Raw genomic sequence first — 20,713 nt, 5'->3', positions numbered from 1 at the left:
ACCGGGCACTAACATTTTTCGGCGAGTCGTGATTTTATCCGCGCCGGCTTTCGCCAAGGAGCCGCACAGGGGATAAGACATGAAATTCAAGGCGACGTTGATCGGTGCGACCGCGATTTTGATGTGGTCGCTTCTGGCGCTGTTTACCGCAGCGTCCGGCAAGATGCCGCCGTTCCAGTTGTCGGCGATCTGTTTCCTTATCGGCAGCATCCCGGGTTTGATCGTTCTCGCGCTGAAGCCAGAGCGCCTTGCGCTGCTGAAGCAGCCGGCCAAGGTGTGGATCACCGGCATCGCCGGTCTTTTCGGCTATCATTTTCTCTACTTTACCGCGCTTCGCAACGCACCGGCCGTCGAGGCGGGCCTGATTGCCTATCTCTGGCCGCTATTGATCGTTGTCGGCTCAGCTCTTCTGCCGGGCGAGCGGCTGCGCTGGTATCATGTCGCTGGCGCGTGTTCGGGCCTGATGGGTACGATCATGATCATCGCCCGCAACGGCATCGCCTTTGACGACGCCTATCTCATGGGCTACGGCGCCGCGTTGCTGTGCGCCTTCACGTGGTCAGGCTATTCGCTTCTGACGCGCCGCTTCGAAGCGGTCTCGACCGACGTCGTCACCGGCTTTTGCCTGGCGACGTCGCTGCTCTCGTTCCTGTGTCATCTCGGCCTGGAGACGACGGTGTGGCCGGCAACGACATTCGAGTGGCTGGCGGTTGCCGGTCTCGGGCTGCTGCCGGTGGGGGCTGCCTTTTATGCCTGGGACTTCGGCGTCAAGAACGGCAATATCCAGCTGCTCGGCGTTGCCAGCTACGCAGCACCGGTTCTGTCGACGTTGATCCTCATCCTGTTCGGTTTTGCCGAGCCATCGTGGCGCATTGCCGCCGCATGTCTCTTCGTCACCGGTGGTGCCGTGCTGGCCGCCAAGGACATGATCTTTCGCAAGGGGCGAGCGGCGGCGCAGCCGGCGGAGTAAAACGGGCTCGTTGGATCAAAGCATGTCGCGCAAAAGTGTGCCGCGGTTTTGCGATAACGACATGCGCAAAAGCAAGAATTTAAAGCGCGCCAAGCGAATCTGAAAGATCGCGACGCGCTTTAAGCCTCAGGCGGTGCCCAGTCGGGGGCCGCCATCTCGAAGACCGAGAAATCGAAGCCCGGCGCCACGGTGCAGCCGACCAACGTCCAGTCGCCGAGCGAGACGGCCGATTGCCACCAGTTGGGCGGCACCAGCCCCTGTGGGCGCTCGCCGTCCAGAATGCCGGGACCGAGGCGCAGCACCGTTGCCGGCGCGCCGTCGGCTGCGATGCTGAGCTCCAGCGGCGCACCAGCATAGTGATGCCAGATCTCGGCTGCATCGCGCACCCGATGCCAGTGCGAGCGTTCGCCGCGCTCCAACAGGTAGTAGATCGCCGTCGAGTGGCCACGCGGCCCGCCATTGCCGTCTCGGAAGGTCTGAACATACCAGCCGCCCTCGGGATGGCGGGTCAGCCCGAGGATCTCGATGATGGCGGCGGGTGTCAGCTCGTTGTCGGTCGTCATCAGAAGTTATCCTTGCGCTTGCGGACCTCGGCAAAGACAGCCGCGTCGGCAGCGCCTTCCATGCCGAGACGGGCACGAATCTTCGGGTCTGCGGCGCGCAGGAACGGGTTGGTACGCTTTTCAAGGCCGATGGTCGTCGGCGCGGTAAAGCCGCCATCGCAACGCGTTTCCTCGATTTCGGCGGCACGCGCCTTCAGTTCGGCATTATCGGGATCGATGGTCACGGCGAAATGCGCGTTCGACAATGTGTATTCGTGGCCGAAATAGACGGTTGTGTCGTCGGGCAGGGCGAGAAGGCGGCTGAGCGATTGCCACATCGTCTCCGGTGTTCCCTCGAACAGGCGGCCGCAACCGAGCGCAAACAGCGTGTCGGCGGCAAAGAGCAGTTTGTCTTCGGGGAGGTGGAAACAGATATGGCCGGCGGTGTGGCCAGGCGTCTCGATGACGTCGACCGGGTGGCCGGCAAAGTCGAAGCGCTCGCCGTGACGCACGCTCTTATCGATGCCGGGGATACTCGACGCCTCCGCCGCCGGGCCGATGATGGTGGCGCCGAAACGCTCCTTGAGCGCGACGTTGGCGGCCACGTGGTCTCCATGGTGGTGCGTGGTGAAGATGTGGGTGAGCGTCCAGCCCCGCCGCTCCAGCGCCTCCAGGATCGGCTGCTCCTCAGGCGCATCGATCGACGCCGTGGCGCCGCTTGCGAGGTCATGCACGAGAACCCCGAAATTGTCGGTACGGCAAAGAAAAAGGTCGAGTTCGAGTGCGGCCATGGCAAATCTTCCGATCGGGTTTCCGCCGCATGATGTTCGATCGGATCGACGAAAATCATGCGGCGCGTTTGACGCGGCCGCGCGCTTTGACGCTCACAAGAGCGCGGCGCGGCTGGGACTGCCGTCGAATGTAGCGAGGCTTGCCTTGAAGTCTACCGCTTCAAGGCTAACATGTTGCGCATGCACACCGATATCGTCGACCTCCGCGAATTCTACCACTCCGAACTGGGCCGCATGGCGGAACAGTCCGTGACCATGGCGCTGTCGTCCGTCTGGGCGCGGCTGCCGGAGGAGCGGCTCGTCGGCCTCGGCTATGCCGTGCCTTATCTCGAGCGCTTCCGGAAGGACACGGAGCGGACCTTCGCCTTCATGCCGGCGGGGCAGGGCGCGGTGAACTGGCCGGTTGCCGAGCTGTCTTCGACGGCGCTGGTGTTCGACGAGGAGCTGCCGCTGCCCGATTCGTCGATTGACCGGGTGCTGATGGTGCATTCGCTGGAATTTGCCGAAAGCCCGCGCGAGACGATGAAGGAGATCTGGCGGGTGTTGGCGCCGGGTGGGCGGCTCGTCATCGTCGTGCCCAACCGTCGCGGCGTCTGGGCGCGCATGGAGCATACGCCCTTCGGCTCCGGCCGGCCCTATTCGCGCAGCCAGCTGACGGCGCTCCTGCGTGAGACGAACTTTACGCCCGGCGCCTCGGCGGAGGCGCTGTTCTTCCCGCCATCGAAGCTGAAGATGATCCTGCGCTTGCGCCGCGGCTTCGAGCGGCTCGGTCGGTCGCTGTGGCCTGTCTTCTCAGGGGTGATCGTGGTCGAGGCACAGAAACGGCTCTATCAGGGCCTGCCGGTCGCTGCGCGCGCATCACGCCGCGTGTTCGTGCCGGTGCTGGCCCCGCAGGGTATCCCAAGCACCCGGGACCGGCCTCGCGCTCAGTCGTGATCGCTGCCCTCACAGGGCCTGCCGACCCTCGACAAATCCCGATTGCGCCGGTATTGGCTTGGCCTTCTTTCCTGCCTTGAAAGCTGACCCGATGAGCCTTGCCTCCAAGAGCCCGCAGCCGCGTCCCGGCATACTGGATATTGCCGCCTATGTGCCCGGCAAGGAGCATGCCCCCGGCGTCGCCAAGGTTCACAAGCTTTCCTCCAACGAGACGCCGCTCGGCGCGAGCCCGAGCGCGATCGAAGCCTTCCAGGCGGCGGCCTTCAACCTGGAGCGCTATCCCGACGGCCAGGCGCGGGCGCTGCGCGAGGCGATCGGCGCCGTGCACGGCCTCAACCCGGCCAACATCCTGTGCGGCAATGGTTCCGACGAATTGCTCGGCCTGCTCTGCCACACATACCTTTCGCCCGGCGACGAGGGCGTTATCACCGAGCACGGGTTCCTGGTCTACAAGATCCAGATCACCGCCGCCGGCGGCATACCCGTTACGGTCAAGGAACGGAATGCGACGGTCGACGTCGACGCGATCCTCGCTGCCGTGACCGAGCGCACCAAGATGGTCTTCCTCGCCAATCCCGCGAACCCGACCGGCACCTATATCCCGGTCGACGAAGTCCGCCGCCTGCATGCGGGCCTGCCCGAGGGCGTGCTTCTGGTGCTCGACGCTGCCTATGCCGAATATGTTCGCCGTAACGATTATGCGGCCGGGCTCGAACTGGTGTCGGCCAACCGCAACGTCGTCATGACCCGCACTTTCTCCAAGATTTACGGGCTTGCCGGCCTGCGCATCGGCTGGATGTACGCGCCTCCGGAAGTGATCGACGCGGTCGACCGGGTGCGCGGGCCGTTCAACCTCAGTGCGGTATCGATCGCAGCCGGTGCCGCTGCCGTGCGCGATCAGGCCTTCGTCGCTAAAGCCGTGGACCATAACCTGACCTGGCTGGAGCACGTCAGCCGCGCGCTGGAGGCGCTCGGCCTCACGCTGACGCCATCGGTGACCAACTTCGTGCTCATCCACTTCCCGGACGAGGACGGCAAGCGCGCGATCGACGCGGACACGTTCCTCACCGCTCGCGGCTACATCCTGCGCGCGGTTGCAGCCTACGGCTTTCCCAATGCCTTGCGCATGACCATCGGCTCGCAGGAGGCCAATGAGGGCGTGATCGCGGCACTGACAGATTTCATGGGACGGAAATGATGACACAGCAGTTTGAAACGATCGCGCTTATTGGCATCGGCCTCATCGGCTCATCGATTGCCCGGGAAATCCGCGAGAAGCAGCTCGCCGGGACCCTGGTGATTTCCACCCGCAGCGAGGCGACGCTTGCGCGGGCCGAAGAGCTTGGGCTTGGCGACCGCTATACGCTGTCGGCTGCCGACGCGGTGCGCGGTGCCGATCTCGTCATCGTCTCGGTGCCGGTTGGTGCGTCGGGTGCAGTCGCTCAGGAAATCGCCGCCCACCTGAAGCCGGGTGCGATCGTCACCGATGTCGGCTCGACCAAGGGCTCGGTCATCGCCCAGATGGCGCCGCATCTGCCCGACACGGTCCATTTCGTGCCGGGCCATCCGATTGCCGGTACCGAGCACTCCGGCCCGGATGCCGGCTTCGTTGGCCTATTCCGCGGCCGCTGGTGTATCCTGACGCCGCCCGCCGGCCAGGACGAGGAAGCGATCGCCCGGCTGCGGCGGTTCTGGGAAACGCTTGGCTCGATGGTCGAGGAAATGGATGCCGAGCATCACGACAAGGTCTTGGCGATCGTCTCGCACCTGCCGCACATCATCGCCTACAACATCGTCGGCACGGCGGACGATCTGGAGGCGGTGACCGAATCCGAAGTCATCAAATATTCCGCGTCCGGTTTCCGCGACTTCACGCGTCTTGCTGCATCCGACCCGACCATGTGGCGCGACGTCTGCCTGCACAACAAGGATGCGATCCTGGAAATGCTGTCGCGGTTTTCCGAGGACCTTGCCTATCTGCAGCGGGCAATCCGCTGGGGCGACGGCGACAAGCTGTTCGACCTCTTCACCCGCACCCGCGCGATCCGCCGCTCGATCATTCAGGCCGGCCAGGATACGGCCATGCCCGACTTCGGCCGCCACGCGATGGACCAGAAATAGTCATTGCGCACAAGAAAGCCCGGGTGGTGGACTTGATCCAAGACCCGGGCTTTTTCTATTCTTGCTCTTCCTGTCAATGCCGCAGGAGGCGCCGCTCTTGATCAGAGCGTCGGCAGCACGCCGATCGGGATGAAGGCGAGGAAGGCGGTGCCGTCGCGCACGTTGAGCTTCACCGTCGCCTCGTTCTTGCCGTTGGCAAGGGCCTTCAGCATGTTGGCGGTGTTGTTGACGAGGTTCGCGTCGTCAGGGATGAGCGTGACGAGGTTCTGCCGCCAGGCATCGATGTTGCTCATCGTCAGCGAAAGTTCACCGGAAATCAGCCCCTGGTCGTTGACCGAGAAAGGACCTGACAGCTTGGCGTTCATGCCGGAGCCGAGGTCGAGTGTCATCTGGCGCAGTTCCCCCTTGCTGCCGCGCAGCATGGCCGGCGTCGGGATGCCCGAGCCCATCCAGCTTGCCTTGTCGACGAATGTCAGGTCGGCGGCGATGTTGGCGGGCGGCGCGAAGCTCGCGCCGTTTTCCGGGCGGAGGTCGAGCTTGTCGACGCTCAAGGCTGCGTCGAGGTCGTTGCCGTTGCGGCGCAAATGCACTTCGCCGTGGCTTGCGCCGAAACCGAAGCTGTCGCCGCTCACGGGAAGGCGCACGGTGCCGGTCAGGTTGTCATAGGTGAGCGAGCTGCGGTCGAGCCCAGAGAGCGTCGCGCGGACGCTGGCATGCAGCAGCGTCCAGTCAGCCGACACTTTGAGGTCGGGCGCCACGCGCAGTTCAGCCGGGCCGTCGAGCTCGATGATCGCATGGCCGGGCTGGTACACCTGGGCTGCCGTGCGAAGCGCCCCGAAGGAGGCGGAGGCGCCGCGGCGAGTGTCGTCGAGATTGACCTTGTCGCAGAAGAGGCCGATGCGGAAGGGGAAGCCGCGCACATCCATGTTGATGCATTCGCCGCCAAGCCCGTTTGCCCGGCCGTCTGCCAGGTGTGCCGTCAGGCGCTTTTCGACCCGGTCGGCCACGACGAACCAGCCGGCCGAGTAGGCGGCACAGACGATTACGATGCCGGCGATCAGCCAGCGGAACTTGCGGGCGACCGGCGAGGGATTGGCGACTGCGGTTGCGGTCATGATAGCGCGTACTCCACAAAACTTGAGACCGCGGCCGCCTTTCGGGTGGCGCCGCCGATCCTGCTTATTATCTTTCATTCTATGCACGGGGACGACTTGTCTCTTCCGTGCCGGGATGCTGTGCCGTAGAAAAACCGACATGGCTGGCCACCGATGAGCCGACGATTCGGCGACGAGCAGACAGCGCGGATTGAATGACAGTGGATATGGACGAATTTTGGGTCTTTGGCTACGGGTCGCTGATGTGGAACCCGGGCTTCCGGTTCGAGGAAAGATCGACGGCGCGGGCGTTCGGTTATCGCCGGGCGTTGTGCGTGCGCTCGTGGGTCCATCGCGGCACGCAGCAGCGGCCAGGACTGGTGCTCGGGCTCGACTATGGCGGCTCCTGTATCGGCACGGCCTTTCGCGTCGATGGCAGCGACAAGACCGCGGTCGTCGACTATTTGCGCGAGCGCGAACTCGTCACCCATGTCTACAAGGAGAAGACGATGCCGGTGCAGCTTGCCGACGGGCGGCGCGTCCCGGCGCTGGCCTACGTGATCGATCGCGCCCATGTGCAATATGCCGGTGCGCTCAGCGCCCCGGAAGCGGCGGCGATCGTCGCCGTCTCGTCGGGAAAGTCGGGCCCGAACAGCGAATATGTGTTCAACACGCTTGCCCACCTCAAAGAGATGGGCATTCGCGATCATTGGCTCGAAGAAGTCGTGGCGACGCTGAACGCGAAGTCGCCGGCTGCAGCGCAGCCGCAGCCGATCTAGCTGCGGCCCATCGCCTTCAACTCGGCGAGGCGCTGCTTTGCCGTCGGCGGCAGCGGCAGATGCGGGTTGTCCCTGACGGTCTCGAGCAGAAGCTCGTCGCTTGCCGTCTCGGTCACGTCGATCAGCCGGGCGAGGAATTCGTCCGGATCGAGGCCGGCCTCGATCGGCGGCAGCACGCGCACCTTGAAATGACCGGGGAAGCGCAAGAACTTGCGGCGCGGCCAGAACAGGCCGGGATGCATGGCGACCGGCACGACAGGCACATTCAGGTCGCGATAGAGCCGGGCGATGCCATACTTGTAGTGCGGCGGCGCGCCGGGCGGACGCCGGGTGCCCTCGGGATAGATGATCAGCTCGCGGCCGGAGGCCATTTCCTGCTTGGCACGATCCATGACCTCGGTCATGGCGCGGCCACGGGCAGCCCGGTTCACCGGCACCATGCGCTGCTTGCGGATGTACCAGCCAAAGAGCGGGATCCAGGTCAGCTCGCGCTTGAGGATGAAGAAGGGGTCGTTCAGCCAGGGCAGGAGCGCGTAGACGTCCCAGAACGACTGGTGCTTGGGCGCGAAGATGTAGCCGCTTTTCGGAATGTTCTCCAAACCTTCGATCTCGAAGGTCGTGCCCACCATCTTTTCGAACAGCCAGTGATTGCTGCGCGCCCAGTTCTTCGGAACGAACCAGGCCGTCTTTCGCGACACCAGAAAATAGGCCGGCGTAAAGACGACCATCTGCAGGATCAGATTGACGTAGAAGACCAGATTGAAAAGGACCGAACGCAGGACGATCATCAGGAGGCTCTCGAGAGGCGAGTTCAGTTACATCCGGCCCGTGGACCGGTGGATCGCTGCGTACACGAATAAAGGCCGAAGGAAAACCGCTCGTTCTCACTTTGCTGATGGAAGCGTGCCGACGTCTATTCTTCGGCCGGTGTCGCCCGCGAGGGAACGGTGCGCAAACCGCTCGCCGGCCGAGCGCCAGCGATGTCGCGCACGGAGGCGACGGTATATTTGCCGAATTCCAGAAGGATCGATTTCAGCACCATCGGATTGCGCAGCCAGTTCGTCGTCTTGAGATCGGAATTGACGACGGGATAGGCGATGAATTCGGTCTCAGGGCGAGCGCGACGCAGCTCCAGCAAGCTACGCGGCATATGGTAATTGTTGGTCACGACGAGCACGCGCTTGTAGCCGCGGTCGCTGATCCACTGGCTGGCCTCGGTGGCGTTGCCGATCGTGTCGATTGCCTCGTGACCGATGTCGACGCAGCATTTGAAGAGATCCGCCGAGCTTTGGGTGTTGCGCCGGATTTGGCTGCCGGTCGTTGCCGGGTGCACGCCCGAAATCAGCAGCCTTTTGCCGGCCCCGGACTTCAGCAGATCGACCGCCTGGTCGATGCGCTGGAAGCCGCCGGTCAGGACGACGATCGCCTCTGCCTTCGGGTTGTCGGGAGGCTGCAGCGAGGCGACAGTGTCGGCGAAATTGAGGAAGGCCGCGACGACGATCGCAAACGGCACAAGCAGAACGAAGAACGTGCGGCGGAGAATTTTGCGCAAAGGACCACGGCGTCGGCGTTCCTGCTCGGCCCCGCCTTGCCATTTACCTCCTCCGGCCATCCCGCTCCCGCGAAGTCCTTGCGCCATCATGATTCTCTTCAGATAGCGCCAGATTGCGGCAAGTCATGGATCGAATAAAGGCGAAACATCGGGGCGTCAGCTTTGGTAGGTATCCGTACGTCCGGGGTCGGAGCGGATCAGGTCGATCTCATAGATCGTGCGGGTTACCGTGAGCCGCGCCGTCAGCGTCGTCAACACCGCAATCACGATCATGATGGCAAGAATGCCGAGATACCCACCGTAACCGATGGTGAACGTGCCGAAGAGGGCTGTCGCCTGATCGGTTTCCGGGGTTGCGAGGGTGCGGGATTGCCAATAGCCGGCAAGCGCGAAGAACAGTGCCGCCAGCAGCCCGCCGGCACCGGCCCCCTTGAGGCTTATCCTCAGGAAATGTTTCTGGAATTCCGACGCCACAAAACCGGCCTCGGCGCCGACGAAATGCAGCACTTCGACGATATGGCGGTTTCCGGAGAGAGCCCCGCGCGTGGCGAAGATGACGGTCAGCACCATGGTCGAAAAGACAAGGACGAGCACGCCGGTGCCGATCATCGCGGTGGTGTTGGCCATCGCCACCAGCCGGTCGACCCAGGTGCGGTGATCGTCGAGAAAGGCCTGGGGGATGATCTCGGTCAGCGCCTTGCGCATGGCGGCGAAATCGGGTGGGTTGTTTTCATCGATGGTGATGATGACAAGGCGTGGAACCGGCAATTCGTCGAGGTCGAGGCCCTCGCCAAGCCAGGGTTCGAGCAGGCGTGCGGTGGCTGCCCGGTCGACGATGTTGCCACCGGTCGCGCCACTGAAGGTCAGGGCCAGGTCGCGCGCGTCGGCCAGCGCCTTTTCCATGTCGAGATTGTCGTCCGGCTTGATCTGGATGGTGATCTCGCGGGAAATCTGGCTCTGCCAGCTTTGTGCCGTGGCCCGCACCATGCTGACGCCGCCGAGCGTCAGGCAGGCGAGGAACGACATGATGGCGATGACGCACATCAGCGCGTGGCCGGAGACGTTCGTCGAGGGAACAATGGGCCCCATCGGGCGCACGCGCATCTCGGTGCGGCGCGGCTGCTGCGGTTCCGGCTGTTGCTCCGGCACCTCGTGGGTGCGTTTGGTGCGGCTCTCACTCATAGATATCGAGCCGCCCTTGCGAAAGGATCATGCGCCGCGCCTCGACCTGATCCATCAGCGACAGATCGTGTGTGGCGATGACGACGGCGGTTCCGAGCCGGTTGAGTTCGAGGAAGAGGTTGAGGAGACGGCGGGCCATCGGCGGATCGACGTTGCCGGTCGGCTCATCCGCGAGCAGGATTTCGGGGCGGTCGATCAGCGCCCGGGCGATGGCGGCGCGCTGCTTCTCACCGCCCGACAGCACCGGCGGCAACACATTGATACGTTCGCCAAGACCGACCCATTTCAGCAGTTCCAGCACGTCGGCGCGGTAGCTCGATTCGTCCTTGCCGCGCACGCGCAAGGGGAGGGCGACGTTTTCGTAGGTGGTGAGGTGGTCGAGCAGGCGGAAATCCTGGAAGACGATACCGACGCGGCGGCGCAGCATCGGGAATTCTTCGCGCGGGATCGTCGAAATGTTGCGGTCGAACATGCGGATCAGGCCGCGCGTCGGCTGCAACGAGAGGAAGAGCAGGCGCAGAAGCGTCGTCTTGCCGGCGCCGGATGGGCCGGTCAGGAACTGGAACGACCGACGCGGAATATCGAAGGTCAGGTCCCGAAGAATTTCCGGCCCCATACCATAACGCAATCCGACGTTCTCAAAATGAATCAAAGGGTAGCCCAGTCTCTCTCACGACCCATGCAGTTTTGCTGAAGGCCGGTCATCTGCGCATAGGACGACAAGCAACGAAAGGCAAAACCGCCAGCGGAACCATGGTTAAGCAGCGGTTAATTTTTCATGAAAAGACGCCGGTTTCGCGACCTCTTTCCGAAGCATTAACCATTTTGGTTTACGTGTCGGAAAGATTTGATGCAATGCCCAGATTCTTGCACCGCACGGGATCGGCGCATTGCCCGATGGTTTCGCACTGATGGTACGTCCGTCGGCGATCCGGGAGGAAAAGCGATGCAGGCATTCCGCACGAAAACGGCTGGCGCCAAGGCCTATGCCGATCTGCTTCCGCCGGACCGCGCCCGGCGAAAGCCTGCAACCGCCGCGCGCCGCGTCGACTACATCGAGGCAGAGTTCGAGACGGTTTCAACGACGGCCCGTCGCAATCCCTATCCGGTTTTCAACGACAACAAGCAGACCCGACGCGATGCCCCGATCCTGACGGTCGTTCGCGACGAGCAGACCGCGGCAAGGCGTCTGCTGTCCTTCGCCGAGGCGCGGCTGCGCGCCATGCCGGCCCGCCAGTTTGCAGGGCTTGTCGCCGGTTTCGCGCTTGCGGTCTTTGCGGGCATTATCGCGCTTTCGACCGGTGGCGGGGTTGCGCGCGATCCGCTCGCCATCTCCGACATCACCACCTCGCTCGATTATTCCGGCGGCATGAGGGTGCTTTCCGTCTACGGCTCCATCGACAATTTCTCCTCCGACCTGCAGCGCTTGCCGTTGATCGTGGTGGATATTGTCAGCAACGGCCGCAAGGTTACGGCGACGCGACTGATGCCGGAGGGCGCTGCCATTGCGCCCGGCGAGAGCCGCCGCTTCGTGACCAGGCTCCCATATGCAGGTGGAAAAATGCCGGAAGTGAAGGTTTCCTTCGCCGAAAACGGTGTCTCCGCGCGCTGATTGTGCTAAGCGGGCGCGAAAGGGAAGGCGCTGGTCTTCCGGAAGAAACGCTGGAGAAACCGCATGCCCGTCGTTCGCGGAAAGAATATCGAGCCCCTTTACACGGCAGAAACGATCGCCGCACGCAACACCGAGCTTGCCGACATGATCGTCGAAGGTCCCCACAAGGATCTGCTGGTGATCGCGGTGTTGAAGGGCTCGTTCATCTTCGCTGCAGACCTGATCCGTGCCATGCACAACACCGGGCTTGCACCTGAGGTCGAGTTCATCACGCTGTCGAGCTACGGGCTTGGCACGGTCTCCCAGGGCGTGAAGATCATCAAGGACATCGACAGCGACGTGCATGGCCGCGACGTGCTTCTGATCGACGATATTCTCGAGTCCGGCCGCACCCTGCGCTTTGCCAAGGAACTGATGTTCGAGCGCGGCGCGCGCAACGTCACGATCGCCGTGCTGCTCGACAAGCGCGTCAAGCGCAAGGTCGAGCTTGAGGCTGATTATGTCGGCTTCGAATGCCCTGACCATTTCGTCGTCGGCTACGGCATGGACGTGGCCTACGCGTTCCGCGAATTGCCTTTCGTGGGTGTTGTCACCGGCGACGCCGAGTAAAAGGCGAGCGTAGGCAGCGCTGCGGCATTTGCGACCGTGGCGCTGCAACGACCTCCGGGATCGCCCGGAACCGGGCCTGCCGATCCGACATTCCGAAATCCAGCCGCCCGGCGTTTACCGAACACAAAGAAAAAGCTGGTTGTTTGGGGGGGTGTCGCGCTTCGTCCCCTCAAGGGTCTTGCGCGCCGCTGCGGCCTGCCGTCACATTTCTCGTGAGCGTTGCCGTATCCATTGGAATGGGCCGGTCTCTCCGCGATAGAGCCGTGCCGTCGCAGCGAACGCGGGAGGCCATGATGGCGAAGATCCTGATTACCGAGGACGAGGATGCATTGCGCTCGTTCGTCGCGCGAGCCCTGAGGCTCGATGGGCATGAGACCGTGGAGGCTGGAGACGGCGCAGACGGACTTGCCTGCCTGCAGACCGAGAATTTCGATCTGCTTCTTTCGGACATCCGCATGCCTGTGATGGACGGTATCGAGTTGACCCACCAGGCGTCCGCCGCCTTTCCGGCGATGAAGATCCTGCTGATGACCGGCTATGCCGAGCAACGCGAACGAGCCGACGATCTCGCCGACAAGATCGTCGACGTCATCTCCAAGCCCTTTTCTCTGCCAGATATCCGCAAGGCCGTGGCACAAGCGCTGGCTGCCTGACGTCTCTGTCCCGCGGCCCGAATGCGGGCAGTGCCTTGGCGGTCTGACGCTCTTACAAATTGAAGACGCCCTTGGCGCGGTTCCGAGCCAAGGGCGTTGTCGTTTCCGGCTGTACTTCTGACCGAGGGTCAGCGCATGTCGAGCAATCGCTCGAGGTACTGCCGCTCGGCTTCCGGCGACAGGGTGTTGCCGAGCCGGCGGCGGATCTCGTCGAGAATCTCGCGCGCCCGCTGGGTATCGATTTCATCCGGCACCTTGACCTGGTCGCCGAAGTCAGGACCGGCATTCTGTTGGCGCCGGCCGAGCGGATCGCGGCCGTTCTGCCCATATTGTGGCACGCCCTGACCCGGTCCCTGTCCCTGGGCCTGCATCTGGTTCATCATGTCCTGGGCGCCTTCGCGCAACGCCTGCAGTGCGCGGCCCTGGCTGCCGACGGCCGGTTCGCCCTGGCCCTTGCCGAGAGACCCGGAGGCGCCGTCCATTTCGCGCTTGGCGTCGCCGAAACCCTTGCCCGGCTTGATGCCGAGGCTTTCCAGCCCTTTCTGCAGTTCACCGAGCTGCTTGCCCAGTGCGTCCTGCTGCTGCTTCAGCTGCTTCAGCGCTTCTTTCAGTTGCTCGGCCGTCATGTCGTCAAGCGGGTTTGGCTCGCCGTTTTCGTCACCGCGCTGGCCCGGATCCTGTGGCATGTCCTGGCCGTAGAGCTCGTTGTCTTCGCCCTGCAGCGGGTCACCGCGCTGCATGCGGTCGCGCTGCGCCTGGTCGAGCTTGAACGTCTCGTCCATCAGTCGCTGCTGCTCCTGCATCAGCTGTCCGAGCTTGTCCATCTGCTGGCGCATGGCGCTGTTCTGTTCGCCCTGCTGTTGCTGGCCGCGGCCGGCCTGCAGATTGTTCATCATCCGCTGTAGTTCGGACAACATCTGGCGGGCCTGATCGCGCGCGCCCGAGCGCGCCAGGTTCTCGATCTGGTTCATCATCTTTTCCAGATCCTGCTGGCGCAGAACATTGTTTTGATCCGGATTGGCAGCCATGCGCGGGTTTTTCGCCGCTTCCTTGGCAAGCGCCTGCATGTACTCCTGCATCGCTTCGCGCAGTTCCTTCATCAGCTTGGCGATTTCCTCGTCGGGCGCATTGCGCTCGAGCGCATCCGAGAGCGCCTGCTGTGCATCACGCAGGCGACGGTCGGCAAGCGACAGATCGCCGTCTTCGATGCCAAGCGCGATTTCCCAGAGATGTTTGACCGCATCGCGCAGCATGTCGTCGTTGTGGGCCAGGGCCATGCGCGAGCGGGCCGATTTCAACAGCAGGAAATGGGTAAGATTGGGGATCGTTTCCTCGGCGAAACTGGCGATCGCGTCATTGAGGTCGATCGCCCGCGGCAGGTCGTTCGCGTTGAGGGCGAAGACCTGGCGCTGCTCAGCGACGGAGCCTGCCAAGGGGTTGAAGAATTGCCGTGCCGGCAGGATCATGTCCTGCGGCACACTGCGACCTTCTTGTCCGGCGGCATCGCGGGCAACGAGCGTGATGCGAACGCGCTTGCCGGCGAGCGGATGTTCGCTGAGGTTGCGGCTGGTCGTGCCCTTGGCCTCGCGGGCATTGCGGCGCGGCAGATCGAGCCGGTATTCGGGAAGCGGATAGAGCGGCCGTGCGTCCTTCACAGGCTCATCCAGCGGCTTGATCTCGGCCCAGGCCTGCGCGATCCCATAGTCGTCGGATGCGAGGAACGTGATGTCGAGCGACGCGTTGGGCGTCGGCTTCGGCACCCCGTCGAAGGCGATCTGCGGCACGCTGTCAGGGGTTATCTTGAACGTCCACTTCTGACCCCCGACGGAAAGCTCACCGTCCTTGACGATCTTGTAGAGGTGATTGCGAACCGTCTTATTGTCGGGCGCCGTCTGTGCGACGGGTTCTGCAGATGCAGTCTTTTCGTCCGGTTTTTCACCGGCGGTCGGGATGACGATCGGCTCTGCCGTTCCGTTCTCGGAGTAGCGGACGGTCTCTTCCACCCCGGCTCCGGTGACGCGCACGGTCAGGTCGCTGAATTGCGGAATGGTGATTGCAGCCGTTTCGTCGGCCTGGGAAGTGACGCCCTGGCGGCCGGTGAGGAAGACGGGTGCGCGTCCGGTGTAGGCGGGCGGCGTCACCCAGGCGTCGACCCTTATGTCGGCGACTTCGCTTGCAGGCTGCGGCAGGTGGAAGGCGTCCGAGAGCAGCCCTGCCCGGTTGGAATAGGAATAGGCGAAAGCGACGCAGGCGATCAGCACCGGCAGGGCGCGCAGCGCGAAGGGGTCGTGGCGGGCAATGTCGGGACGCGGCAGCCCTGTGTCGAGTGCGCGGATCATGCCCGCCATGCGCGTCTGGTGTTCGCGCCACAGCGCCTGGCCGAAAGCGCCGCCGGTTGCCGGCATGTCATCCTGGACGCGGATCGCCTGGTGCGGCAGGTCGTTGCGCTCCTCCAGCATGCGGTCGGCATCGACATTGCCAGGCAATCGCAACCGGGTCAGCGGGACGAGCGAAGCGACGAAGGCGACGAGAAAGCCTAGGAGCAGGCTGGCATGCAGCCAAAGCGGAGCGATGCGGAAGAGGCCGAGCCAGGCAGCCGACAGAAACAAAAGGACGATCGAAGCGGGAACGAGGGCGCGCGGCAAAACCTGCTCGGCGATCAGGACCGCCCGCGCGACAAATCTCTTCAGTGCCAGCGTCCTGGCAAACGACTTCGGTTGTGGCGTTTCATCCTGCCGGAATTGCGTCATCCGCCCAAGTTCCCTTTCGGCCGTTCATGACCGTTCGTGACCGACCTATTGAAGGTTCAGGATAACATCGTTTGTGGCGAAGACGAGGGTGACAACAAAATCGTGATCGCCCGGGCGGGCGATCCACAGATCATCGTTCGATCCGATGATTGGTCAGTCGAGCCAGTCCGGGACGGAATCGAGCCCGATCAGGTCGTCATAGCTCTGGCGCGGCCGAATCACGTGGAAGCGGTCGCCCTTGACCAGCACTTCCGGGATCAGAAGCCGGCTGTTGTAAGTGCTGGCCTGGACGGCGCCATAGGCGCCTGCCGAGCTGATGGCGAAGAGATCGCCCGGCTTCGGCATGGCCATTTCGCGGTCGAGCGCCAGATAATCGCCGGTCTCGCACACCGGGCCGACGACATCAGCCTTGATGCGGGGCGCGTTGGCGGCCGAGATGCGGACCGGTCTGATCTCGTGATAGGCTTCATAGAGCGTTGGGCGGATCAGGTCGTTCATGGCACCGTCGACGATGACGAAAGTCTTGTCGCCGCCATCCTTGACGTAGATGACTTCGGTCACGAGGATGCCGGCATTGCCGACGATCAGCCGGCCCGGCTCGGTGACGATCTTGCAGCCGAGCGATTGCAGCTGGTTCTTGACGATATCGGCGTAGGCGTCGGGCAGCGGCGGCGGATTGTTGTCTTCCTTGTAAGGAATGCCGAGACCGCCGCCGATGTCGACGTGATCGATCGCATGGCCGTCGCTGCGCAGCGTGTCGACCAGCTCGCGCAAGAGCTTGAAGGCGTCATCGAAGGGCTGCAGCTCGGTGATCTGGCTACCGATATGCATGTCGATACCGGTGACCTGAATGCCCGGCAGCGTTGCGGCATGGGCGTAGACCGCGCGGGCGCGCTCCCACGAAATGCCGAACTTGTTTTCCTTCTTGCCGGTCGAGATCTTCGAGTGGGTGCGCGCGTCGACATCCGGGTTGATGCGGAAGGACACGTGGGCACGCTTGCCGGCGCGAACGGCGCGCTGGTTCAGGACCTCGAGTTCCGGCTCGGACTCGACATTGAAGCAGTAGATGCCGGCTTCGAGCGCAAGATCCATTTCCTGCGGCGTCTTGCCGACACCCGAAAACATAATGCGGGATGCCGGAATGCCGGCGGCCAGCGCGCGGCGCAGTTCACCGCCCGACACGACGTCGACGCCGGCGCCCAGGCGCGCAAGCGTCTTCAGCACCGCCTGGTTGGAATTGGCCTTCATGGCATAGCAGACCATCGCATCGACGTCGGCAAAGGCCTTGGAGAAGACCTTGTAGTGCCGCTCGAGCGTTGCGGTCGAATAACAGTAGAAGGGCGTTCCGACGGCGCGGGCGATGTCGGTCACCGGCACGTCTTCGGCGTAGAGGATTCCGTCGCGGTATTCGAAATGATTCACGGGGCGTGGCTCGGCTTAGAGGAGGGGATCGAGCAGGAAACGGCGGTCGTCTGCCTGTTCTTTCTTTTCGACGGTTCCGGCAGGGGTCAAGGTGTTGATCGGTGCCGTCGAGCCGGGTCGGTCGAGGTCGCCCTTGCGTCCACAACCGGCAAGAACCAGCCCGGGGATCGCCAGAAGAAGCGCAAACCGGGCCGCCTTCGTGAATGTCATCGTGATTTTCCTTCGCGGAGACTGATGCTGGTGCGATGTCTTATCGATTTTTCCGGCGCTTGTGCACCCTGATTCTGCGACCTGTTTCAGGCGCTTGTGTCGAGGCAGGCCGTTGCCCCGAAACTGACGGGCAGTTTCGGGAGACAAGCATCAGTTGCGGGCGCGCCACCAGGCGATCTGCTTGCGAACCTCGTTCGGAGCCGTGCCGCCGAAGGAGGTGCGGCTGGCAACCGAGGCCTCGACAGTCAACACATCGAACACCTTTGCGGTGATCTGGGGATGGATCGACTGCAGGTCTTCGAGCGTGAGATCGGCGAGGTCGCAGGTCTTCTGCTCGGCAAGGGCTACGGCACGGCCGGTGACGTGGTGGGCATCGCGGAAGGGCAGGCCCGCTTCGCGCACCAGCCAGTCGGCAAGGTCGGTCGCAGTCGAATAGCCAGAGCCGGCAGCCGCCTTCATCCGGTCGGCGCGGATGGTCATGTCACGCACCATGCCGGTCATCGCGGCAACGGCGAGTTCGAGGCTCTCGGCGGCGTCGAAGACCTGTTCCTTGTCTTCCTGCATGTCCTTGGAGTAGGCGAGCGGCAGGCCCTTCATGACGGTCAGAAGGGCGATCAGCGAACCGTTGATGCGGCCGGTCTTGGCGCGCACCAGTTCGGCAGCGTCCGGGTTCTTCTTCTGTGGCATGATCGACGAGCCGGTCGAAAACGCATCGGACAGGCGGATGAAGCCGAACTGCGGCGTCGACCAGATGACGATCTCTTCGGCCAGGCGCGACAGGTGGGTGGCGGCGATCGCCGCGATCGACAGGAATTCGAGCGCGAAATCGCGGTCGGAAACCGTATCGATCGAGTTGCGGGTCGGGCCGGCGAAGCCAAGGGCGCTGGCGGTCATGTGGCGATCGATCGGGAAGCCGGTGCCGGCAAGGGCGGCGGCACCAATCGGGCTTTCGTCCATATGCTCGATGGCGTGGCGCACGCGCGTGCGGTCGCGGCCGATCATTTCGACATAGGCCATGCAGTGATGGCCGAAGGTGACGGGCTGGGCCGTCTGCAGATGGGTGAAGCCGGGCATGACGGTCTCGGCATGTTCCTCGGCGCGGTCGAGGAAGGCGGCGATCAGGCCGGTCAGGGCCTTTTCGGTCCGCTGCAGCTCTTCCTTGACCCAGAGGCGGAAGTCGAGCGCAACTTGGTCGTTGCGCGAGCGGGCGGTGTGCAGCCGGCCGGCGGCCGGCCCGATCAGGGTCGCAAGCCGCGCCTCGATGTTCATGTGGATGTCTTCGAGGCGGCGCGAGAACTCGAACTGGCCGCTTTCGATCTCTGACAGGATCGTGTTGAGACCGTGAACGATCTTGTCTTTGTCCTCAGCCGAAATGATGCCTTGATGCGCAAGCATGGTCGCATGCGCTATTGAGCCGCGGATGTCTTGGCCATAGAGCTTCTTGTCGAAGCCGATCGAGGCATTTATCTCCTCCATGATCGCGTCCGGACCCGAGGCGAAGCGACCGCCCCACATCTGGTTGGAGGATTTCGTCTCGGAATTGCCGTCAGCCATGAAGAATGCCCGCCTTGGAGAATGAAATGTCCGACCAGAAGAAATCCCCCCCGGCCGTGAAATTGTTCGCGCTCGCCGCCGTGTTCGGCGTGATCGTCGGTGCGGCTGCGGTATACGTGAAGGAGACGGGGTCTGGCAATGCCGAGACGACCGAAACGGCGGCTGCCGTATGCCCCTTGACCGGCGAAAAGGTAACCTCGCTGACACCGTTCATGAAGGGGCAGGTGGCCGCGATGTCGCCGGCCGCGTCGCCGCGCCCGATCGCGCTCGATTTCAACGATCCTGAGGGCAAGCCGACGACGGTTTCAGCCTTTGCCGGCAAGACCCTGCTTGTCAATCTCTGGGCCACCTGGTGCGGACCCTGCCGCGAGGAGATGCCAGCGCTGAATGCGCTGCAGAAGTCTCTCGGCAGCGACAAGTTCGAGGTGGTCGCCATCAACATCGATGTCGGCGACGACGAAAAGCCGAAGGCCTTCCTCAACGAGACCGCAGTCCATGACCTTCGCTACTATCGCGATGCGTCGATGGGCGTCTTCAACAATCTGAAGAAGGAAGGTCTTGCCTTCGGCCTGCCAGCAACGTTGCTGCTGGACGACAAGGGATGCCTGATCGGTTCTATGAATGGCCCGGCCGCGTGGGACAGCGACGACGCCAAGGCGCTGATCGGCGCGGCAATCGCGCCCGCCGCCGGCAGCTGATCGCCGGGCTATCACTCTCCGACAACTGAAAAGCCCGGCATTTCGCCGGGCTTGGAATTTCTGAATTGGGTCGATTAGCGGGTCGGCACCGGGACGTCGCCACGGTAGTCGTAGAAGCCGCGACCGGACTTGCGGCCGAGCCAGCCGGCCTCGACGTATTTGACCAGCAGCGGGCAGGGGCGGTACTTGGAGTCCGCCAGGCCGTCGTGCAGCACCTGCATGATTGACAGGCAGGTGTCGAGGCCGATGAAGTCGGCAAGCTGCAGTGGGCCCATCGGATGGTTGGCGCCGAGCTTCATGGCGGTATCGATCGCCTCGACCGTACCGACGCCTTCGTAGAGCGTGTAGATCGCTTCGTTGATCATCGGCAGCAGGATGCGGTTGACGATGAAGGCCGGGAAATCTTCGGCGACGGTCACGGTCTTGTCGAGCGTGCCGACGAATTCCTTGGCGGCCTTGAATGTGCCTTCGTCGGTGGCGATGCCGCGCACGAGCTCGACCAGCTTCATGACCGGAACCGGGTTCATGAAATGGATGCCCATGAACTTTTCCGGACGATCGGTGGCCGATGCCAGGCGGGTGATCGACAGCGACGAGGTGTTGGTCGCAAGCAGCGCTTCCGGCTTCATGACAGGACATACCTGGCCGTAGATCTTGCGCTTGATGGTTTCGTCTTCGGTGACCGCCTCGATGACGAGGTCCACCTGCGAGAGGTCGTTGATGTCGGACGAACCCTTGATCAGCGCAAGTGCTGCCTTGCGGGCCTCGTCGGTCATTTTGCCGGACGACACCTGACGAGCAAGGTTGCCGTTGACGGTGGCAAGGCCCGCCTCGATGCGGTCAGCGGCAAGATCGTAGATCTGCACCTTGTATCCGGCCATGGCCGAAACATGCGCAATGCCGCAGCCCATTTGCCCGGCACCAATAACTCCGACCGTCTTGATCATCGCGGCGAACATCCATCTTCAAGAATTTTGGCGGCCGTGCCGCCGTCATATACGAAAATACCGGGCCGGTCTGGCCGGCCCGGTAGATTGTTAATGCCAAGTCCGCGCTTTTGCCAGCCCTTTTCCTTGAGGCTCAGGCCGTGCGGTTGGCGAATGGTTACAGCGCCTTTGCAAGCTCCGGCAGAGCTTCGAACAGGTCTGCAACGAGGCCGTAGTCGGCGACCTGGAAGATCGGTGCCTCCTCGTCCTTGTTGATGGCGACGATGACCTTACTGTCCTTCATGCCGGCCA

The 20,713-nt window shown here is 63.2% G+C and carries 21 protein-coding genes and 1 pseudogene; 9 read left to right on the top strand and 13 right to left on the bottom strand.

Going from position 1 to position 20,713, the window contains the following annotated elements; all coding sequences use genetic code 11:
• Positions 1–79: 79 nt before the first annotated feature.
• Positions 80–970, top strand: a complete 891-nt coding sequence (gene yddG / locus LPJGGPFB_RS29610) for an aromatic amino acid exporter YddG (protein ID WP_173423523.1) — start codon at positions 80–82, stop codon at positions 968–970.
• A 119-nt stretch (positions 971–1,089) separates the two neighbouring features.
• On the opposite strand, the gene LPJGGPFB_RS29605 is transcribed toward yddG, so the two are convergent.
• Both LPJGGPFB_RS29605 and gloB read right to left on the bottom strand, forming a co-directional pair.
• Entirely contained in the window at positions 1,090–1,533 is a 444-nt protein-coding gene (locus LPJGGPFB_RS29605; RefSeq protein ID WP_173423522.1) for a cupin domain-containing protein, read from the bottom strand.
• Positions 1,533–2,303, bottom strand: coding sequence for a hydroxyacylglutathione hydrolase (gloB, locus tag LPJGGPFB_RS29600; protein WP_173423521.1), 771 nt, complete (start codon positions 2,301–2,303; stop codon positions 1,533–1,535). The genes LPJGGPFB_RS29605 and gloB overlap by 1 nt, the downstream gene beginning before the upstream one ends.
• Before the next feature lie 171 nt (positions 2,304–2,474).
• Here gloB and LPJGGPFB_RS29595 point away from each other — a divergent pair, with 171 nt between their 5' ends.
• The 3 genes from LPJGGPFB_RS29595 to LPJGGPFB_RS29585 all read left to right on the top strand — a co-directional run bounded on the left by LPJGGPFB_RS29595 (position 2,475) and on the right by LPJGGPFB_RS29585 (position 5,360).
• Positions 2,475–3,239 (top strand): class I SAM-dependent methyltransferase, encoded by a 765-nt coding sequence (locus LPJGGPFB_RS29595; protein WP_139353875.1) that lies wholly within the window; start codon positions 2,475–2,477, stop codon positions 3,237–3,239.
• 91 nt (positions 3,240–3,330) lie between these two features.
• Positions 3,331–4,437 carry a histidinol-phosphate transaminase gene (hisC, locus tag LPJGGPFB_RS29590; protein ID WP_173423520.1) on the top strand — a complete coding sequence of 369 codons (1,107 nt, stop codon included), beginning with the start codon at positions 3,331–3,333 and terminating at the stop codon, positions 4,435–4,437.
• Positions 4,434–5,360, top strand: a complete 927-nt coding sequence (locus LPJGGPFB_RS29585) for a prephenate/arogenate dehydrogenase family protein (RefSeq protein WP_173423519.1) — start codon at positions 4,434–4,436, stop codon at positions 5,358–5,360. Before hisC ends, LPJGGPFB_RS29585 begins: the two co-directional genes overlap by 4 nt.
• A gap of 101 nt (positions 5,361–5,461) precedes the next feature.
• On the opposite strand, the gene LPJGGPFB_RS29580 is transcribed toward LPJGGPFB_RS29585, so the two are convergent.
• Positions 5,462–6,475, bottom strand: a complete 1,014-nt coding sequence (locus LPJGGPFB_RS29580; RefSeq protein ID WP_173423518.1) for a DUF2125 domain-containing protein — start codon at positions 6,473–6,475, stop codon at positions 5,462–5,464.
• 194 nt (positions 6,476–6,669) lie between these two features.
• Between LPJGGPFB_RS29580 and LPJGGPFB_RS29575 the strand changes: the two genes are divergently transcribed.
• Positions 6,670–7,233 (top strand): gamma-glutamylcyclotransferase, encoded by a 564-nt coding sequence (locus tag LPJGGPFB_RS29575; protein ID WP_173423517.1) that lies wholly within the window; start codon positions 6,670–6,672, stop codon positions 7,231–7,233.
• Here the strand turns inward: LPJGGPFB_RS29575 and LPJGGPFB_RS29570 are convergent.
• The 4 genes from LPJGGPFB_RS29570 to ftsE form a co-directional block, all read right to left on the bottom strand.
• A complete protein-coding gene (locus LPJGGPFB_RS29570) occupies positions 7,230–8,021 on the bottom strand; it encodes a lysophospholipid acyltransferase family protein (RefSeq protein WP_173423516.1) in 792 nt (263 codons plus the stop codon). The genes LPJGGPFB_RS29575 and LPJGGPFB_RS29570 overlap by 4 nt on opposite strands.
• 125 nt (positions 8,022–8,146) lie before the next feature.
• The gene (locus LPJGGPFB_RS29565; protein WP_173423797.1) at positions 8,147–8,845 is read right to left on the bottom strand and encodes a YdcF family protein; all 699 of its coding nucleotides are present in this window, start codon (positions 8,843–8,845) and stop codon (positions 8,147–8,149) included.
• Positions 8,846–8,941: 96 nt separating this feature from the next.
• On the bottom strand, positions 8,942–9,889 hold the full coding sequence (locus LPJGGPFB_RS29560; RefSeq protein ID WP_412728434.1) for a cell division protein FtsX: 948 nt from the start codon (positions 9,887–9,889) through the stop codon (positions 8,942–8,944).
• A 70-nt stretch (positions 9,890–9,959) separates the two neighbouring features.
• Positions 9,960–10,619, bottom strand: coding sequence for a cell division ATP-binding protein FtsE (gene ftsE, locus LPJGGPFB_RS29555; protein WP_173423514.1), 660 nt, complete (start codon positions 10,617–10,619; stop codon positions 9,960–9,962).
• A gap of 294 nt (positions 10,620–10,913) precedes the next feature.
• Between ftsE and LPJGGPFB_RS29550 the strand changes: the two genes are divergently transcribed.
• From LPJGGPFB_RS29550 to LPJGGPFB_RS29540, 3 genes are all read left to right on the top strand, one after another.
• Positions 10,914–11,579, top strand: a complete 666-nt coding sequence (locus LPJGGPFB_RS29550) for a hypothetical protein (protein WP_173423513.1) — start codon at positions 10,914–10,916, stop codon at positions 11,577–11,579.
• A 63-nt stretch (positions 11,580–11,642) separates the two neighbouring features.
• Positions 11,643–12,188 carry a hypoxanthine phosphoribosyltransferase gene (gene hpt / locus LPJGGPFB_RS29545; RefSeq protein WP_173423512.1) on the top strand — a complete coding sequence of 182 codons (546 nt, stop codon included), beginning with the start codon at positions 11,643–11,645 and terminating at the stop codon, positions 12,186–12,188.
• Positions 12,189–12,481: 293 nt separating this feature from the next.
• Positions 12,482–12,841 carry a response regulator gene (locus tag LPJGGPFB_RS29540; RefSeq protein ID WP_173423511.1) on the top strand — a complete coding sequence of 120 codons (360 nt, stop codon included), beginning with the start codon at positions 12,482–12,484 and terminating at the stop codon, positions 12,839–12,841.
• 128 nt (positions 12,842–12,969) lie between these two features.
• Here the strand turns inward: LPJGGPFB_RS29540 and LPJGGPFB_RS29535 are convergent, their stop codons facing one another.
• The 4 genes from LPJGGPFB_RS29535 to argH all read right to left on the bottom strand — a co-directional run bounded on the left by LPJGGPFB_RS29535 (position 12,970) and on the right by argH (position 18,777).
• Positions 12,970–15,591 (bottom strand): TIGR02302 family protein, encoded by a 2,622-nt coding sequence (locus LPJGGPFB_RS29535; protein WP_173423510.1) that lies wholly within the window; start codon positions 15,589–15,591, stop codon positions 12,970–12,972.
• A 153-nt stretch (positions 15,592–15,744) separates the two neighbouring features.
• Positions 15,745–17,013, bottom strand: coding sequence for a diaminopimelate decarboxylase (gene lysA / locus LPJGGPFB_RS29530; protein ID WP_173423509.1), 1,269 nt, complete (start codon positions 17,011–17,013; stop codon positions 15,745–15,747).
• Positions 17,014–17,028: 15 nt separating this feature from the next.
• The gene (gene lptM / locus LPJGGPFB_RS29525) at positions 17,029–17,223 is read right to left on the bottom strand and encodes an LPS translocon maturation chaperone LptM (protein ID WP_077501004.1); all 195 of its coding nucleotides are present in this window, start codon (positions 17,221–17,223) and stop codon (positions 17,029–17,031) included.
• A 150-nt stretch (positions 17,224–17,373) separates the two neighbouring features.
• A complete protein-coding gene (gene argH, locus LPJGGPFB_RS29520) occupies positions 17,374–18,777 on the bottom strand; it encodes an argininosuccinate lyase (protein ID WP_173423508.1) in 1,404 nt (467 codons plus the stop codon).
• A gap of 26 nt (positions 18,778–18,803) precedes the next feature.
• Here argH and tlpA point away from each other — a divergent pair, with 26 nt between their 5' ends.
• Positions 18,804–19,475 carry a thiol:disulfide interchange protein TlpA gene (gene tlpA, locus LPJGGPFB_RS29515; RefSeq protein ID WP_173423507.1) on the top strand — a complete coding sequence of 224 codons (672 nt, stop codon included), beginning with the start codon at positions 18,804–18,806 and terminating at the stop codon, positions 19,473–19,475.
• 74 nt (positions 19,476–19,549) lie between these two features.
• On the opposite strand, the gene LPJGGPFB_RS29510 is transcribed toward tlpA, so the two are convergent.
• Both LPJGGPFB_RS29510 and LPJGGPFB_RS29505 read right to left on the bottom strand, forming a co-directional pair.
• A complete protein-coding gene (locus tag LPJGGPFB_RS29510) occupies positions 19,550–20,422 on the bottom strand; it encodes a 3-hydroxybutyryl-CoA dehydrogenase (protein ID WP_173423506.1) in 873 nt (290 codons plus the stop codon).
• 157 nt (positions 20,423–20,579) lie between these two features.
• Positions 20,580–20,713 (bottom strand): annotated as a pseudogene (locus tag LPJGGPFB_RS29505) (electron transfer flavoprotein subunit alpha/FixB family protein); the annotation flags it as partial.

Origin of the sequence: Ensifer adhaerens (assembly GCF_013283195.1) — a bacterium.
GTDB lineage: Bacteria > Pseudomonadota > Alphaproteobacteria > Rhizobiales > Rhizobiaceae > Ensifer > Ensifer adhaerens_G.
This window is presented reverse-complemented; position numbering and strand designations above follow the sequence as displayed.